This is a genomic window from Vibrio sp. MarTm2 (assembly GCF_027587055.1).
Classification (GTDB): Bacteria; Pseudomonadota; Gammaproteobacteria; order Enterobacterales; family Vibrionaceae; genus Vibrio; species Vibrio sinaloensis_D.
Genome location: NZ_JAPPTK010000005.1, coordinates 115,676 through 132,112, shown reverse-complemented (window position 1 = coordinate 132,112; position 16,437 = coordinate 115,676). Strand labels below are relative to the sequence as shown.

The window sequence follows — 16,437 nt, the reverse complement described above, 5'->3', positions numbered from 1 at the left end:
TTTTGACACCCGTCTCACACACTTTCTGTGGCAGCTCATGATTATCCGAGGTACATTTATAGATAACATTATGATGGCTAAGGAAATCCCATGTCAGAGAGCAATCAACCGGTCGTTATAGATCACGAGCCCGCTCAATCCAATCGACAAGAAAAAAAGTCTAACTACATCAAAGACAGTGCGAGTCGTATCTTTAACATCGCCGAGACTTACGGTTTAGACGCTCTCCTTCAGCCAGAAACACCCGAAAAAAACACCTTAGAGCGTGCGCTCATCCGAGAACGCAAACGCAAAGAGCTGCGCCAAAAAAACCTCGAACAAATCCTTAAGCTCGCCCATGTCTCTTGCAAAGACGAAACCGCAGGAGCCCCTGATCAGGATTGGCTGTATCGTTTCTTCGATATGGCGCAAGAAGTTCATAACAGTGCCATGCAACGTTTATGGGCTCAGGTGCTCAAGCGAGAGGTAACGAATCCTGGTTCTACCTCGATGAAGGCGTTAAAAGTCCTACAAGATATGACGCCAAAAGAAGCGCAAATCCTACAGCGCGCAGCATCACTGGCCTGCAGTTTTGGCGGGGATAATAGCCGCAAACTTCTGGTTGGCTATCGCGCTCAAGGTGGGATTTTTAGCTTTGGTAAACGCAATACCACCAACAACATTAACGTTGGAAACTACCAGTTGCCGTATTCAAGTCTGCTGGTGTTATTTGAATTGGGGCTGATGCATGGCACCGAACTGGAATCAGGCGAAATCGAATTGGATTCTCCTCTACCTTTGCTCTACCAAGGGAAACAACTCTCACTCCAAGCGCACAGTAAAGGCGTAAGATTGCTTTACTACCGTTTTAGCCCAACGGGCAATGAACTCTGCAAGCTGTTAGGCAACAAACCCAATATGCAGTACTACGATCAAATGGTCGCCCTGTTAGGACAGAAATTTACCGCCAGCACCGATGCACAGCCTAGCGTCGATACCACTGTGTAACAACAATCGCTGCGTTAAATCCATTTCCCAAAAAAAAAGCGCCAACCCTTCGGTTGGCGCTTGTCGATCTATTTTCTAAGTGAGAATTACTGAAGCAAAGCGACTAACAAATCCTGCCTTGTGAATACAGCGGCTATCTGTGAATCAAGCCGCTGATATACCATGGATTTATACGAGTTACCGTTTCATCTCACCGAGAAATTTAAGCTTTGAACGCTTTAAATGCGTTAATCAAACCATTCGTAGAACTGTCGTGTGAGCTGATTTCAGACTCATCCGCAAGCTCAGGTAGGATTTGGTTAGCTAGCTGTTTGCCTAGCTCAACACCCCATTGGTCAAAGCTGAAGATATTCCAAATCACACCTTGAACGAAGATCTTGTGCTCGTACATTGCGATTAGGTTACCCAATGTACGTGGCGTAATTTGCTTAACTAGGATTGAGTTAGTCGGGCGGTTACCTTCAAAGACTTTGAATGGTGCAAGTGTCGCCGCTTCTTCTTCACTCTTGCCTGCTTTAGCAAATTCCGCTTTCACTGTCGCTTCATCTTTACCGAATGCCAATGCTTCTGTTTGAGCAAAGAAGTTAGACATCAGCTTCTGATGATGATCGCCTGCTGGGTTGTGGCTTACTGCTGGCGCAATAAAGTCACATGGGATCAGCTTGGTACCTTGGTGAATCAGCTGGTAGAACGCGTGCTGGCCATTTGTGCCCGGCTCACCCCAAATGATTGGCCCAGTTTGGTAAGTCACAGCGTTGCCGTCACGGTCAACGTACTTACCGTTTGATTCCATGTTACCTTGCTGGAAGTAAGCAGCAAAACGGTGCATGTACTGATCGTAAGGAAGAATTGCTTCAGATTCAGCGCCATGAAAGTTGTTGTACCATAGGCCAACAAGCGCAAGGATTACTGGGATGTTGCTTTCTAGCTCAGTAGACGCGAAGTGGTTGTCCATTTCGTGTGCACCGTCTAGTAGTTCGATGAAGTTGTCGTAGCCTACAGAAAGCGCGATTGAAAGACCGATTGCTGACCATAGAGAGTAACGACCGCCAACCCAATCCCAGAACTCAAACATGTTGTCTGTATCGATACCAAACTCTGATACTGCAGGAGCATTAGTAGAAAGTGCAGCGAAGTGCTTAGCAACGTGCGCTTCATCGCCAGCTGACGCTAGGAACCAATCACGGGCACTGTGGGCGTTAGTCATGGTTTCTTGTGTGGTAAACGTCTTAGATGCAACAAGGAATAGCGTTGTTTCAGGGTTTACTTTCTTTAGCGTTTCAACGATGTGCGTGCCATCAACGTTAGACACGAAGTGCAGGTTTAGGTGGTTTTTGTATGGTGCTAGCGCTTCAGTGACCATGTAAGGACCAAGGTCAGAACCACCGATACCGATGTTGACGATGTCAGTGATTGCTTTGCCAGTGTAACCTTTCCACTCGCCGCCAATTACGCGCTCAGTGAACGATTTCATTTTCTCTAGCACAGCATTCACCGCTGGCATTACGTCTTCGCCATCAACCATTACAGGCTTGTTGCTGCGGTTGCGAAGTGCAGTGTGAAGTACGGCGCGATCTTCTGTCTTGTTGATCGCCTCACCACTGAACATCGCTTCAATAGCTGACTTTAGCTCAGTCTCGTTAGCTAAAGCGAAAAGATGCTGCATGGTTTCTTCATTGATTAGGTTCTTAGAGTAATCAACGAGAATATCACTGCCAAAACGAGCAGAGAATTTGTCAAAACGAGCTGAATCTTGTGCGAAAAGTGCTTTCAGATCCATATCTTGTGCAGATTCAAAATGCGCGGTTAGCGCTGTCCAAGCTTGTGTTTGCGTTGGGTTGATATTTTTCAACATGGTTACGATCCCGATGTTCAGTAGGTTCTATTCCATACAGTCTAGCGAAAACTGAGGAATCCCCGATTAAGCAAAATAATAATATTAGGTATGTTAGGGCAAATTGCCACAAAACAAGACTTTGTAATTTTTTTTCAGGCCAGCATTATGACCCAGCCGACTCTCACTCACATTGAGTTAGGTCACGTTCCCTGAGTCAAATTTAAACAAATCTGTTACCCGCTTTAGGATATTACCATCAAGCTAGGTTAAGCTTAACGTCTGGTTAACGAAATATCGATTACAGGCTCTGTTATGTGGCAGCAAAATGTCTTACGTCTCCGCGCTCGTTCACGAGGCTTTCATCTCATTACCGATGAAATTGAACAACAATTACCTCAACTTGCTGACTATTCTGTCGGATTATTACAGCTCTTTATCCAACATACGTCTGCCAGTCTGACCATCAATGAAAATGCAGACCCAACGGTAAGACACGACATGGAAAAACACTTTAATAAGTTTGTCCCAGAGCGTGCGCCTTATTATCAGCACACCTATGAAGGGGATGACGACATGCCCGCGCACATCAAAGCCTCGACGATTGGTTGTAGTGTGACGATTCCTATCAACAACGGTCGACTCGCTCTAGGCACTTGGCAAGGAATCTACTTAGGTGAGCATCGAGACTACGGTGGCAACCGCAACGTGATCGCCACATTACAAGGCGAGTTAAAATAGAAACGGAGCCACAAGGCTCCGTTTAGATAAGGGGTAAAGGCTCGAGTTCCAACTAGCGAGAGTATTCCATCTCTACACGAGATGTCAGTTTCGTCACCAGTTCATACGCGATGGTCCCGATGTGCGCTGCAACTTGCTCTACAGGGAGATCTTTCCCCCATAAGATTGCCTCATCACCCACGTTATCTGTCGCTTCTGGGCCAAGGTCGACGGTCAACATATCCATCGAGACGCGCCCTGCTATCGGCACCTCTCGGCCATTGACTCGAACCGGAGTCCCATTCGGCGCGGTGCGTGGATAGCCGTCACCGTAGCCAATGGCAATAACACCAACCTTAGTGTCGCGCTCACTGGTCCACTTGCCACCATAACCGACACTCTCACCGGCTTTCACATCACGTACTGCAATCAGGTGCGATTTAAGCGTCATCACAGGTTGATAGCCCAACTGCTGGGCATGTTTATCATTAAACGGGGACACACCGTACATAATTATGCCGGGTCTAACCCATTCAAGCTGACTCTCCGGCCAAGCTAGCAACCCCGCTGAGGCAGCTAATGAGCGCTCACCTTCACACCCTTGCGTCAACTTGAGAAACAGCTCGGTTTGTTTGTTAGTCGTGTCTTTGTCCAGTTCATCGGCACAGCCAAAATGACTCATATAACGCAGCGGTTTAGCCACATTACTGCAAGTCTTGAGTCGCGATACAAAGTCATCATACTGCTCTGGACGCACCCCTAAACGATGCATCCCACTGTCAATCTTCAACCATACTACCACTGGCGTTTCTAGCTCTGCTTGCTCTAAAGCAACCAACTGCTCCTCACAGTGAACCACCGTTTGAATGTTGTTGGTCACTAACACAGGCAAGTCACCCGGAGAGTAAAAACCCTCGAGCAGTAGAATCGGCTTAACCACGCCACACGCTCGCAGTTGCAACGCCTCTTCGATACGCGCAACACCAAAGGCATCTGCACCGGTGGCATTTTTTGCAATGTGACGTAATCCATGACCATAGCTGTTGGCTTTAACCACCGCCATCACCTTGCTGTTTGGCGCCTGCTGTTTAATCTGCTCGACATTGTGTTGTAGGGCGCTTAGGTCAATGTAAGCCGTCGCCGCTTTCATGTAACTCATGCTGTTATTCATCATCCATGTCAAACGCAGGGCCTGCGTAGTTGTCAAAACGAGACCATTGGCCTTGGAAGGTCAAACGTACAGAGCCGATAGGACCGTTACGCTGTTTACCAAGAATGATTTCCGCCGTACCTTTCATTGAGCTGTCTGGGTTGTACACTTCATCGCGGTAGATGAACATAATCAAGTCGGCATCCTGCTCAATAGAGCCCGATTCACGTAAGTCTGAGTTCACTGGACGCTTATCGGCACGTTGCTCTAGGGAACGGTTAAGCTGAGATAGCGCAACCACTGGCACATTCAACTCTTTGGCCAGTGCTTTTAGAGAGCGCGAAATCTCCGCAATCTCAAGGGTACGGTTGTCAGAAAGTGCAGGTACACGCATGAGCTGAAGGTAGTCGACCATGATCATAGATAGGCCGCCATGCTCTCTGGCTATACGACGAGCACGAGAGCGTACTTCAGTAGGCGTCAGACCCGAGCTATCATCGATATACATGTTCTTCTTCTGCATGAGAATCCCCATGGTCGAAGAAATACGAGCCCAATCTTCATCATCAAGCTGACCAGTTCGAATTTTGGTTTGATCGACACGAGAGAGAGACGCCAACATACGCATCATGATCTGTTCAGATGGCATCTCTAGCGAGAAAATCAGCACAGGTTTATCTTGTGACATTGCCGCATTTTCACACAAGTTCATCGCAAAGGTCGTTTTACCCATCGATGGACGCGCCGCGACGATCACCAGATCAGAACCTTGTAAACCCGCGGTTTTCTTGTTCAGGTCGGTAAAGCCCGTATCGACACCTGTCACACCATCTTGCGGCGTTTTGTACAGCAGTTCGATACGCTCAAGTGTCTTCTCTAGAATATTGTCAACGTTTTGCGGACCTTCGTTTTCATTGGTTCGCGACTCTGCGATGGCGAATACTTTGCTTTCAGCAAGATCAAGTAAGTCTTCTGAAGAGCGGCCCTGAGGGTCATAACCTGCGTCTGCGATGTCATTTGCCACACCAATCAAATCACGTACCAAGGCACGCTCAGCAACAATGTCGGCATAGGCATTAATATTCGCCGCACTTGGCGTGTTTTTCACCAGATCAGCAAGGTAAGCAAAACCACCCACATCATCCAGCTGCTCTCGAAGCTCTAAAAATTCTGACAAGGTAATCAAGTCGAGAGGCTTGCTCTCTTCGAGAATGGACTTTACCGCCTCGAAAATCAGTCGATGAGGTCGGCTGTAAAAATCTTTGGCTACCACGCGCTCGGCAACCGTGTCCCAACGCTCATTGTCCAATAACAAACCACCAATAACGGACTGCTCTGCTTCCAATGAATGTGGTGGTACTTTGATAGCATCAACCTGTGCATCACTGAATTTTTTATTTCGATTATCTGTTCTTGGGTCAGCCATGATATTGCTCTACAACTTTCTCTAGATCGCTCATTATAACCAGATCGAAATTATTGTCTGTAGCCAAGAGAGAGTTTATCGGCTTCTCATCGATAATTAACCGAGCATTGACGGATACATGCTAAATTCCCTTTACTATCCGTTATTCAGTTCATCAATATAGAGGTCATTAGTGTCTAAGCATTGGTTACTTGCCGTCGGCTTATTAAGTGCGACGCACTGCTATGCAGCAGCAGAAAAGGATCAGGGAAGCACAGATATTGATGTACCTTCACCATGGAATACGGAAGTAGAGTTTGGCTACCAATCGCATACGGGGAACTCAGATTCTCGTTCGATGAATGCACGCCTTGGTGCGGACTATATATCAGGTCGACATCGCAGCAGTGGTGAATGGAAATACTATTTGCTCTACAAAGATGGCGAAGAGGACAAGCGCCAATCTACCTACACAGTGCAAAGTGACTATAAGCTCGGAGCAAAAACTTACCTTTACGGCAGCTTTAAGGGTGTAGACTCCCTGTATAGTGCCTATTTTCGCGACTATACATTATCAGGCGGTTTAGGTTACCAGTTTTCCAATACCGAACAGTGGGTGCTCGAAATGGAGCTCGGTCCAGGTTTTCGATATCAAGAGCCCAATCTCGATGAAATTGATGACGATGACATCATACTCCCAGAAATTGTCGAAGAGGCAATCTTCCGAGGCAAAGTAACAACACGCTGGCAAGCACTCGACAACTTGAGTATTGACGCATCAATGACCCTAGTCTCAGGTAAAAGCAATACCCGTACAGACAGTGACATCAGTGTCACCAACAACATAACCGAAGATATCGCTCTTAAACTGTCACACTCGCGACAGTTCCATGACAAGGTACCTGATGGCCTAGAAAAAGCCGACAGCATCTTCTCGGTTAATCTATTATTTGTTTTTTAACACTTACCTTTCTTCAGGTATAAAAAAAGCACCTCGAAAGGTGCTTTTAACATACGTCTTGATACTGAATTATTCAGCAGCAACAACTTGAAGAGTAACAGTTGCGAAAACTTCAGAGTGAAGTTGAACGCTGATCTCGAACTCACCAGTGTTACGTAGTGCGCCTTCAGGAAGACGAACTTCGCTCTTAACAACTTCAACGCCAGCTGCAGTGATTGCATCAGCGATGTCGCGAGTACCGATAGAACCGAATAGTTTACCTTCGTCACCAGCTTTAGATGCTAGAACAACTGCTTCTAGAGCACCGATCTTCTCAGCACGAGCTTCTGCAGAAGCAACTTGCTCAGCAGCTTTTGCTTCTAGTTCAGCACGACGAGCTTCGAACATTTCAACGTTAGCTTTAGTAGCCATAACTGCTTTACCTTGAGGGATAAGGAAGTTACGAGCGTAACCAGACTTAACGTTTACAGTTTCGCCTAGAGCACCTAGTTTGCCGATTTTATCAAGTAGAATAACTTGCATTGTTTAATTCCTCTTTTTAAAAACGAACCGATTACTGATGCTTGTCAGTGTACGGTAGTAGAGCTAGGTAGCGAGAACGCTTGATCGCGCGAGCTAGTTGACGTTGGTACTTAGCGCTTGTACCAGTGATACGGCTAGGTACAATTTTACCAGCTTCAGTGATGTAGTTTTTAAGAGTTGCTACGTCTTTGTAATCAATCTCTTGTACGCCTTCTGCAGTGAAACGGCAGAATTTACGACGACGGAAGAAACGAGCCATGGGCTATCTCCTGATCTTAAATTTGAGTAATGTTGTCGGCATGAAGCACTAATTTTCCCACACCATTTCGGCCGGTTTGGTAAGCGACAAAGCCCCCTACCTTAATGCTACTGCCTTGTACTAAATTCTGAGTTAATGCTTGTGACCTTTGCCCGCTGACAACTACCGGCATTCGACAATAAACTTGTCTCGGTAAATCAGCTTCGATAACCGTAGAGCGGTGCTCTAACCAAAATCGACAGTGTTCAATACCACTAGGGCTTTTACTTCGAATGGGCGGTTTGGCAATGGTGCCGCTCAGCTCCATTCGATTGGTCATAAGAGAAATTACTCAGCAGCTGCTTCTGGCTTAGCTTCAGCACGCTCTTCGCGACGAGGAGCACGCTCTTCTTTCTGCTTAAGCATGATAGATTGCTCAGTGATCGCTGTTTTAGTACGCATGATCATGTTACGTAGAACTGCATCGTTGAAACGGAAAGCAGTTTCTAGCTCATCGATTACAGCTTGGTCAGCTTCAACGTTCATTAGAACGTAGTGAGCTTTGTGAAGCTTGTTGATTGGGTAAGCCAGTTGACGACGGCCCCAGTCTTCTAGACGGTGGATAGTACCGCCAGCTTCAGTGATTGAACCAGTGTAACGCTCGATCATGCCAGCAACTTGCTCGCTTTGATCTGGGTGCACCATGAATACGATTTCGTAATGACGCATTGGTTGCTCCTTACGGATTATTCAGCTTCCACAAATGGCCCGGTCATCCAGAGGAAGCAAGGAACTAAAGATAATTGACCGAGTTTAAGGAGAGCGAATAGTACAGAAAGAAAGCAGTTGAAGCAAGGAAAATGTGAAGAGATACAAAAACAGCTACTTTGGTAAAGTAGCTGCCTATAGAATTCAATTTTGAGAGTGACAGAGCTTAATCTTCATCGACATATTGAGCTTGTAGGTAGTTTTCAATACCAGACATCTCAATCAACCCTAACTGAGTCTCAAGCCAATCTACATGCTCTTCCTCATCTTCTAATATCTCTTGGAACAAGTCTCGAGAGACATAATCACGAGTGTCTTCCGCATACGCGATGGCATCTTTTAGATCAGGGATCGCCGCCATCTCAAGTTTTAAATCACACTCGAGCATTTCTTTGGTGTCTTCTCCGATACTCAACTTACCGAGATCTTGTAGATTTGGTAGACCTTCCAAAAATAGGATGCGCTCAATCAAGTGGTCAGCGTGTTTCATCTCATCAATGGACTCATGATACTCTTTATCGGCAAGATGTTTTAAGCCCCAATCTTTATACATCCGGGCGTGAAGAAAATACTGATTTATTGCGACGAGCTCGTTACCGAGCACTTTATTGAGATGTTGGATTATTATTGGATCGCCTTTCATGACAAAGCCCTCCTCTTTGGCTCCTATAACTCTAGTTCCAAATGAGAAGCTGTCAAAAAGAAAGCTTATTTTTTGCGCAGGTTAGCTTGCCTGCTTATACAGCACAACGGCTGATTCATTGATGATATCTTTCGCCATTCGAATGCACTTGCCACACTGAGTTCCCAATGCCGTGCATTTTTTGATCCCCTTAATATCCGTCACTCCCTGCTCTGACACTAACTTACGAATTTTTTTGTCCGAGACACCGTGACACAAACAAACGTACATACTGGACCCTATATAAAACCTACAGCAGAAATATAAAAAAGAATCATTATTATTACCAGTGGTATTTATTTTCTTTCTAGAACGATTAGTTATAGCGGTTTTAGCGAGATCGAGTGAACACTTCTAGTTAAAAGAGATGGATGGCAGACAGTAAATTCAACTCCCTGTATTTTTTAGTTAAAACAGTACCGAGCAGTTACAGATAAACGAAAATTCCTTATAACCAAAATGCAAAAAGGGAAGCCTAAGCTTCCCTTTTCAGATGCGCTTTCTTCTAAAGAAGAAGGCTGCAAGACTCAACTAATAATTAGTCGAAGATCTTAGCAACAACACCAGCACCTACTGTACGGCCACCTTCACGGATCGCGAAACGTAGACCTTCGTCCATTGCGATTGGTGCGATTAGCTCAACAGTCATTTGTACGTTGTCACCTGGCATTACCATTTCTACACCTTCTGGTAGAGTGATGTCGCCTGTTACGTCAGTTGTACGGAAGTAGAACTGTGGACGGTAACCTTTGAAGAATGGAGTGTGACGGCCGCCTTCATCTTTAGACAGTACGTATACTTCAGACTCAAATTTAGTGTGTGGGTTGATTGACTTAGGAGCCGCTAGTACTTGACCACGCTCTACTTCGTCACGCTTAGTACCACGTAGAAGTGCACCAACGTTCTCACCCGCACGACCTTCGTCTAGAAGCTTACGGAACATCTCAACACCAGTACAAGTAGTTGTTGTAGTTTCTTTAATACCTACGATTTCTACTTCGTCACCTACAGTTAGGATACCACGCTCGATACGGCCAGTTACTACTGTACCACGACCTTGGATTGAGAATACGTCTTCGATTGGCATTAGGAATGGCTGATCTACTGCACGCTCTGGCTCTGGAATGTAAGAGTCTAGTGCTTCTGCAAGCTCAACAATCTTAGCTTCCCACTGCTCTTCGCCGTTTAGTGCGCCTAGTGCAGAACCTTGGATAACTGGTAGGTCATCACCTGGGAAGTCGTACTCAGATAGAAGTTCACGAACTTCCATTTCTACTAGCTCTAGAAGCTCTTCATCATCAACCATGTCACATTTGTTCATGAATACGATGATGTATGGGATACCAACCTGACGGCCTAGTAGGATGTGCTCACGAGTTTGTGGCATTGGGCCATCTGTCGCAGCAACAACTAGGATACCACCGTCCATCTGTGCAGCACCTGTGATCATGTTCTTAACATAATCCGCGTGTCCTGGACAGTCTACGTGTGCGTAGTGACGTGATGGAGTGTCGTACTCTACGTGAGAAGTAGCGATTGTGATACCGCGCTCACGCTCTTCTGGAGCGTTATCGATAGATGCGAAGTCTTTAGCTACACCGCCGTAAACTTTAGCAAGAGTAGTACAGATAGCTGCAGTTAGAGTTGTTTTACCGTGGTCAACGTGGCCGATAGTACCAACGTTTACGTGCGGTTTAGTACGTTCAAATTTTTCTTTAGACACGATCGTGTTCCTTCCTAGTTATGATTCGCCGCGAACGTTATTGATCACGACGCGCCAGAATTTGCTATTTTATGCGCCAACGTCGGTCAGCGCAATATTTGGACGTATTGATCTTTAAAAAAAGCTCGACTTTTTTCTCGATCAAGACATTTCATTAGTAACCACGCGCTGCAATGATTTTATCTGCAAAGTTTTTCGGTACTTCAGCGTACTCGTTAAACTCCATAGAGTAAGACGCACGGCCTTGAGTTGCAGAACGTAGGTCAGTTGCGTAACCAAACATCTCAGATAGAGGTACTTGAGCGCGGACGATCTTAATACCCGCCACACCGTCATCCATACCTTCGATCATGCCGCGGCGACGGTTAAGGTCACCGACAACATCACCCATCCAATCTTCAGGAGTCGTTACTTCAACATTCATCATAGGCTCAAGAAGTACTGGTTGCGCTTCAAGCGAACCTTTCTTGAATGCCATCGAGCCGGCGATCTTAAACGCCATCTCATTAGAGTCAACATCGTGGTAAGAACCATCAAACAGCGTTGCTTTTATGTCTAGTACTGGGTAACCCGCGACTACACCACTGTTCATTTGCTCTTCGATACCTTTTGATACCGAGCTGATGTATTCCTTAGGAACCACACCACCCACAATTTCGTCAACAAAGACAAAACCCTCGCCAGGTTCAGATGGCTCCAGTTTGATCCATACGTGACCGTACTGACCACGACCACCAGATTGACGTACAAATTTACCTTCCACTTCCGCGCTGCCACGGATCGTTTCACGGTACGCAACCTGAGGCTTACCAACATTACAGTCGACGCTGAATTCGCGTTTCATACGGTCAACAATGATATCTAGGTGAAGCTCACCCATACCAGAGATCAGAGTCTGACCCGTTTCGTCGTCCGTTTCGACACGGAAAGATGGATCTTCTGCAGCTAGTTTACCTAGCGCAATACCCATCTTTTCTTGATCGGCAACAGAGCGAGGCTCTACCGCGATCTGAATAACCGGATCAGGGAATTCCATGCGCTCTAGAATAACCTTGTGGTTAGCATCACAAAGCGTATCACCTGTTGTTACATCTTTAAGGCCTATTGCTGCGGCAATATCGCCCGCGCGAACTTCCTTAATTTCATCACGCTTGTTCGAGTGCATCTGTACGATACGACCAAAACGCTCTTTTTTCTGCTTAACAGAGTTGTAAACTGCATCGCCAGAGTTAACCACACCCGAGTAAACACGCATAAAGGTTAGCGTGCCCACGAATGGGTCAGTTGCGATCTTAAATGCCAGCGCTGCAAACGGTTCGTTATCGTCTGCGTGACGCTCAACTTCGTTGTCGTTGTCGTCAACACCTTTGATCGCTGGAACATCTACTGGTGAAGGCAAGTATTCAACAACTGCATCTAGTACCGCTTGAACACCTTTGTTTTTGAACGCACTACCACAAGTGGCTAGTACGATTTCGTTGTTTAGTGTACGAGTACGTAGAGCTTGTTTAATCTCTGCTTCAGTCAATTCGCCTTCTTCAAGGTACTTATCCATCAGCTCTTCAGTCGCTTCTGCCGCTGACTCAACTAGGTTGTTGCGCCACTCTTCTGCGATTTCTAGCATGTCTGCTGGGATATCTTCGTAAGCGAAGGTTGTACCTTGGTCTGCTTCGTTCCAGTTGATCATCTTCATCTTGATCAGGTCGATAACGCCCTTGAAGTCCTCTTCCGCACCAACGTTAAGTTGAATAGGAACAGGGTTCGCACCAAGACGGTTTTTGATTTGATCAACAACACGTAGGAAGTCCGCACCTGCACGGTCCATCTTGTTGACGAATACCATACGTGGAACATGATATTTGTCAGCTTGACGCCATACAGTTTCAGATTGAGGTTCAACACCCGATGAACCACAGAACACAACAACCGCACCATCAAGTACGCGCAGTGAGCGCTCTACTTCAATAGTGAAATCTACGTGTCCAGGGGTGTCGATGATGTTGATGCGGTGGTCTTGGAATTGCGCTTCCATACCACGCCAGAAAGTTGTAGTTGCAGCTGAGGTGATTGTGATACCACGCTCTTGCTCCTGCTCCATCCAGTCCATGGTAGCAGCGCCATCGTGAACTTCACCGATTTTATGAGAAAGACCAGTGTAGAACAGAATACGTTCACTTGTGGTTGTCTTACCTGCGTCTACGTGAGCGACGATACCAATATTGCGGTAGCGCTCAATAGGTGTTTTACGAGCCACGATTGAATCCTCTTGAATTAGGGACTATTGCTATTGCTAGATAGTTTTAGGACTGCTCAACGCAATTTTCCCTACCCCTAGATATAGCAATAGTTCCTAGGCTTGCGCATAGGAACTAGAGTAGCGCCGCAGGGATTCCTGCGGCACAGAAAGGTATTACCAACGGTAATGTGCGAACGCTTTGTTTGCGTCAGCCATGCGGTGAACGTCTTCACGTTTCTTAACCGCAGTACCTTTGTTCTCAGACGCATCTAGCATTTCAGCAGCTAGGCGTTGAGCCATAGATTTTTCACCACGCTTGCGCGCAGCTTCAACCAACCAACGCATAGCAAGTGCGTTACGGCGAACCGGACGAACTTCTACAGGAACTTGGTAAGTTGAACCACCTACACGGCGAGATTTAACCTCTACCGCTGGGCGAACATTTTCAAGAGCTTCTTCAAATACAGCTAAGTGATCTTTACCAGATTTCTCAGCCATAGCATCTAGTGCAGTGTAAACGATTTTCTCTGCAGTAGATTTCTTACCGTCAACCATTAGGATGTTAACGAATTTTGCCAGCAGTTCAGATTTGAACTTTGGATCTGGAAGGATCTTACGCTGACCAATGACGCGACGACGTGGCATGGATTTTCTCCGTTGTCTTCTTCAGGTTTTATCCAAAACTTTTCAGTTTTTTCAAAAAATTAAAAATAATTTAGTGTTTGGCCTTACTTAACGGATACCATTAAGACTTAGGACGCTTCACACCGTACTTAGAACGACCTTGCTTACGGTCATTTACGCCAGCACAGTCTAGTGCACCGCGCACTGTGTGGTAACGTACACCCGGAAGGTCTTTAACACGACCGCCACGGATTAGAACAACTGAGTGCTCTTGAAGGTTGTGACCTTCACCACCGATGTACGAAGTTACTTCGAAACCGTTTGTTAGACGTACACGACATACTTTACGTAGTGCCGAGTTAGGTTTTTTAGGTGTAGTAGTGTAAACACGAGTACATACACCACGTTTTTGTGGACACGCTTCTAGTGCAGGCACGTTGCTTTTAACAACTTGCTTTGCACGAGGCTTACGTACCAACTGGTTAATAGTTGCCATTAACTAGCTCCTGATTTACTTGAAAGTAAGCTTTGTGAAAAATCTATCCCTAATCACCAATGGCAATTAGGGACGCAAAATTCTATGCAGCAGTGGGATGTGTGTCAAGAAATATACGGATCTTTTTTTGTTCAATTGGACTTTTTATCCGTAAAGTGAAGATGACGCTCGAGCGGTCAATTCCAAGTGAGGGATTGCGGGTGTTTGACCGTCATTGACACAAAACCGTTGTAGTCAACAATTTCGAGTTGCGCACTGACACGATTTATCATTGCTCGGGCATCGAGATCTGGCTTTAGAACTGAGCAACAATGCCCATCTAACAACGGATAAGCGTGATGCTGAGGATTGGCTGCGTAGACCGCATCTTCAATCAGCAACAGTTCATCGTCTTTGCTAAAAGCATTGACGGCATCATTCAAAGCTTGAACCGATTTAATAATATGCAGCATAACGCGCCTTTAAAATGAGAGTAGCTTGCCAGCAAGTTGTAACTGGCTTTTGAGAGAGGTCAAAGATAGCGGTTTCGCATCAATCATCAGATCTGCGTGAGATAAACCTCGCTTGGCAAGAGAATCAGCGCAGACGTACACTTGTTCAATATCATACAGATCAAACAGCTTTAACATCGGCGCGTAGTCTTTACTTAAGATATCAGCCGGCGCCTGGCCTTGCAGAAGCTGATAAACACCATCCCCCATAAAGATCACGCTGATGTCTTCACAATAAGCTGAAGCTGCAAGCAAAGCGTCAATCCCCTCTCTTCCGGCCGAACTGCCATGGGGAGCGCTACGAAATAGGTAAGTTAACTGGCTCAAAATTGCACCACTCTATCTTGAGTTAACATCGCCTCTGCCAAACTGCCTAATCCAGCTTGAACAAACCCTTTTGCAAGGTTGCTTTGCGCTAGACCATGCTGCAGCGCTTCATCTTCACTGATCACACCACGACGCAATGCCGCAGCAACACAGGTTTCTAATCTTACTTGATGCGTCTGAGCCAACGTAAGCCAAGCTTTGGTGAGATCAAATTCATCATTAGCTGGAACGGTTAAAGCTGTGCCATTTGTCACACCATCTTGATAGAAAAACACACTAACTAAGGTGTGTCCCTGTTCAATTAACGCTTTAGCAAACTGATAAGCGGTTCGCGCAGATTGGCTGCCATAAACAGAACCGTTAACAACAAGCGTGTAAGTCAAAGAGCTCACCTCTCTTCATCCTCAGTCTTACGCTGACGAATGTAGAGATACACCGTATGCTTGGAGATATTCAAGCGGTCGGCAACACGGTTGATGGCATCCTTAATATCGAAGATGCCTTTGTCATACAGCTCCATCACTATCTGACGATTTTTCGTGTTATTCGATACTGATTTATCGGCGTTGATCTCTTCAATGGTTCTCTCAACTGTTTGATCCACCAACTCCTCAACATCACTTGCGAAGTTAACCGATGAGGCGGCTTGTTTCGCTTCCTCGGTTGGCATGAACGATTGAAGAACTTGAGAAAATGGCGCATCTAGGTTGACGTTGATACAAAGCAAACCAATCACTCGGTTTTCGCCATTGCGAATCGCTACCGTGATCGATTTCATCAACACGCCACCTTTAGCACGTGTGAAATAAGAGCGCGAAAAGTTACGTTCAGAGCCTTCAATATCTCGCAACATTTTTAGCGCAAGATCAGTGATCGGCGAACCCACCTGACGACCTGTATTTTCACCATTGGCAATCTTAATCGCGGAGGTATTGAGGTCTTCTAATGAGTGAAGAACAATTTCACAAAATGGACCAATCAGACTCGCGATACCATCGACAACCGCTTCATACGATCGAAGAATAATTTTATCGTGCTCACTAAATGGCATCACATTGACAGATTCCATTTCGAGCAACATATCCGTATTTACTGTTTCTGTAGTTGTCACTTTTTAAGCCTTCGAGCGAAAAATCAACAAATTGGTGTAAGTTTATCAGAAATTTTGAAGAGCACACCTAGCTAAGAGACTATCTAGTGATTTAGAACAAATAAATGAGTGCTGTTCGCCACACAAAAGAAAGAAAAAGGCCTGACATATGCCAGGCCTTTA

At 45.8% G+C, this 16,437-nt stretch carries 20 protein-coding genes; 3 read left to right on the top strand and 17 right to left on the bottom strand.

Annotation, left to right across the window (positions count from 1 at the left end):
- The first annotated feature begins 90 nt into the window (after positions 1–90).
- On the top strand, positions 91–987 hold the full coding sequence (locus tag OH458_RS12495) for a TIGR03899 family protein (protein ID WP_269978566.1): 897 nt from the start codon (positions 91–93) through the stop codon (positions 985–987).
- Between the two features lie 202 nt (positions 988–1,189).
- On the opposite strand, the gene pgi is transcribed toward OH458_RS12495, so the two are convergent.
- Entirely contained in the window at positions 1,190–2,842 is a 1,653-nt protein-coding gene (gene pgi / locus OH458_RS12490; protein ID WP_269978565.1) for a glucose-6-phosphate isomerase, read from the bottom strand.
- A gap of 294 nt (positions 2,843–3,136) precedes the next feature.
- Between pgi and OH458_RS12485 the strand changes: the two genes are divergently transcribed.
- Complete coding sequence (locus tag OH458_RS12485; protein ID WP_269978564.1) at positions 3,137–3,562, top strand: secondary thiamine-phosphate synthase enzyme YjbQ; 426 nt, start codon at positions 3,137–3,139, stop codon at positions 3,560–3,562.
- A gap of 52 nt (positions 3,563–3,614) precedes the next feature.
- Here OH458_RS12485 and alr read toward each other — a convergent pair whose 3' ends face one another.
- Complete coding sequence (gene alr / locus OH458_RS12480; protein ID WP_269978563.1) at positions 3,615–4,700, bottom strand: alanine racemase; 1,086 nt, start codon at positions 4,698–4,700, stop codon at positions 3,615–3,617.
- A gap of 4 nt (positions 4,701–4,704) precedes the next feature.
- Positions 4,705–6,117, bottom strand: coding sequence for a replicative DNA helicase (locus OH458_RS12475; protein ID WP_269978562.1), 1,413 nt, complete (start codon positions 6,115–6,117; stop codon positions 4,705–4,707).
- 172 nt (positions 6,118–6,289) lie between these two features.
- Here OH458_RS12475 and OH458_RS12470 point away from each other — a divergent pair, with 172 nt between their 5' ends.
- A complete protein-coding gene (locus OH458_RS12470) occupies positions 6,290–7,057 on the top strand; it encodes a DUF481 domain-containing protein (protein WP_269978561.1) in 768 nt (255 codons plus the stop codon).
- 69 nt (positions 7,058–7,126) lie between these two features.
- Here OH458_RS12470 and rplI read toward each other — a convergent pair whose 3' ends face one another.
- The 14 genes from rplI to OH458_RS12400 form a co-directional block, all read right to left on the bottom strand.
- Positions 7,127–7,579 (bottom strand): 50S ribosomal protein L9, encoded by a 453-nt coding sequence (gene rplI / locus OH458_RS12465; RefSeq protein WP_269978560.1) that lies wholly within the window; start codon positions 7,577–7,579, stop codon positions 7,127–7,129.
- A 31-nt stretch (positions 7,580–7,610) separates the two neighbouring features.
- The gene (gene rpsR / locus OH458_RS12460) at positions 7,611–7,838 is read right to left on the bottom strand and encodes a 30S ribosomal protein S18 (RefSeq protein WP_000090472.1); all 228 of its coding nucleotides are present in this window, start codon (positions 7,836–7,838) and stop codon (positions 7,611–7,613) included.
- 16 nt (positions 7,839–7,854) lie between these two features.
- Entirely contained in the window at positions 7,855–8,157 is a 303-nt protein-coding gene (gene priB, locus OH458_RS12455; protein WP_008073614.1) for a primosomal replication protein N, read from the bottom strand.
- A gap of 8 nt (positions 8,158–8,165) precedes the next feature.
- Positions 8,166–8,546 (bottom strand): 30S ribosomal protein S6, encoded by a 381-nt coding sequence (gene rpsF / locus OH458_RS12450; RefSeq protein WP_005472655.1) that lies wholly within the window; start codon positions 8,544–8,546, stop codon positions 8,166–8,168.
- A gap of 205 nt (positions 8,547–8,751) precedes the next feature.
- Positions 8,752–9,228: a bacterioferritin gene (gene bfr, locus OH458_RS12445; RefSeq protein WP_038140490.1), complete on the bottom strand. Its 477-nt coding sequence runs from the start codon at positions 9,226–9,228 to the stop codon at positions 8,752–8,754.
- An 81-nt stretch (positions 9,229–9,309) separates the two neighbouring features.
- Positions 9,310–9,498, bottom strand: coding sequence for a (2Fe-2S)-binding protein (locus OH458_RS12440; protein ID WP_005472761.1), 189 nt, complete (start codon positions 9,496–9,498; stop codon positions 9,310–9,312).
- 307 nt (positions 9,499–9,805) lie between these two features.
- Positions 9,806–10,990 carry an elongation factor Tu gene (gene tuf, locus OH458_RS12435; RefSeq protein WP_269978534.1) on the bottom strand — a complete coding sequence of 395 codons (1,185 nt, stop codon included), beginning with the start codon at positions 10,988–10,990 and terminating at the stop codon, positions 9,806–9,808.
- Between the two features lie 154 nt (positions 10,991–11,144).
- Positions 11,145–13,244, bottom strand: coding sequence for an elongation factor G (gene fusA / locus OH458_RS12430; RefSeq protein ID WP_269978559.1), 2,100 nt, complete (start codon positions 13,242–13,244; stop codon positions 11,145–11,147).
- Between the two features lie 156 nt (positions 13,245–13,400).
- On the bottom strand, positions 13,401–13,871 hold the full coding sequence (gene rpsG, locus OH458_RS12425) for a 30S ribosomal protein S7 (RefSeq protein WP_004415829.1): 471 nt from the start codon (positions 13,869–13,871) through the stop codon (positions 13,401–13,403).
- Between the two features lie 100 nt (positions 13,872–13,971).
- Entirely contained in the window at positions 13,972–14,346 is a 375-nt protein-coding gene (gene rpsL / locus OH458_RS12420) for a 30S ribosomal protein S12 (protein WP_004399892.1), read from the bottom strand.
- Between the two features lie 176 nt (positions 14,347–14,522).
- Positions 14,523–14,798, bottom strand: coding sequence for a sulfurtransferase complex subunit TusB (gene tusB / locus OH458_RS12415; RefSeq protein ID WP_269978558.1), 276 nt, complete (start codon positions 14,796–14,798; stop codon positions 14,523–14,525).
- A gap of 9 nt (positions 14,799–14,807) precedes the next feature.
- Positions 14,808–15,164 (bottom strand): sulfurtransferase complex subunit TusC, encoded by a 357-nt coding sequence (gene tusC / locus OH458_RS12410; protein ID WP_038192846.1) that lies wholly within the window; start codon positions 15,162–15,164, stop codon positions 14,808–14,810.
- Entirely contained in the window at positions 15,161–15,556 is a 396-nt protein-coding gene (gene tusD / locus OH458_RS12405; protein ID WP_269978557.1) for a sulfurtransferase complex subunit TusD, read from the bottom strand. Before tusD ends, tusC begins: the two co-directional genes overlap by 4 nt.
- Positions 15,553–16,275 carry a helix-turn-helix transcriptional regulator gene (locus OH458_RS12400; protein ID WP_038141572.1) on the bottom strand — a complete coding sequence of 241 codons (723 nt, stop codon included), beginning with the start codon at positions 16,273–16,275 and terminating at the stop codon, positions 15,553–15,555. Before OH458_RS12400 ends, tusD begins: the two co-directional genes overlap by 4 nt.
- Positions 16,276–16,437 lie beyond the last annotated feature (162 nt).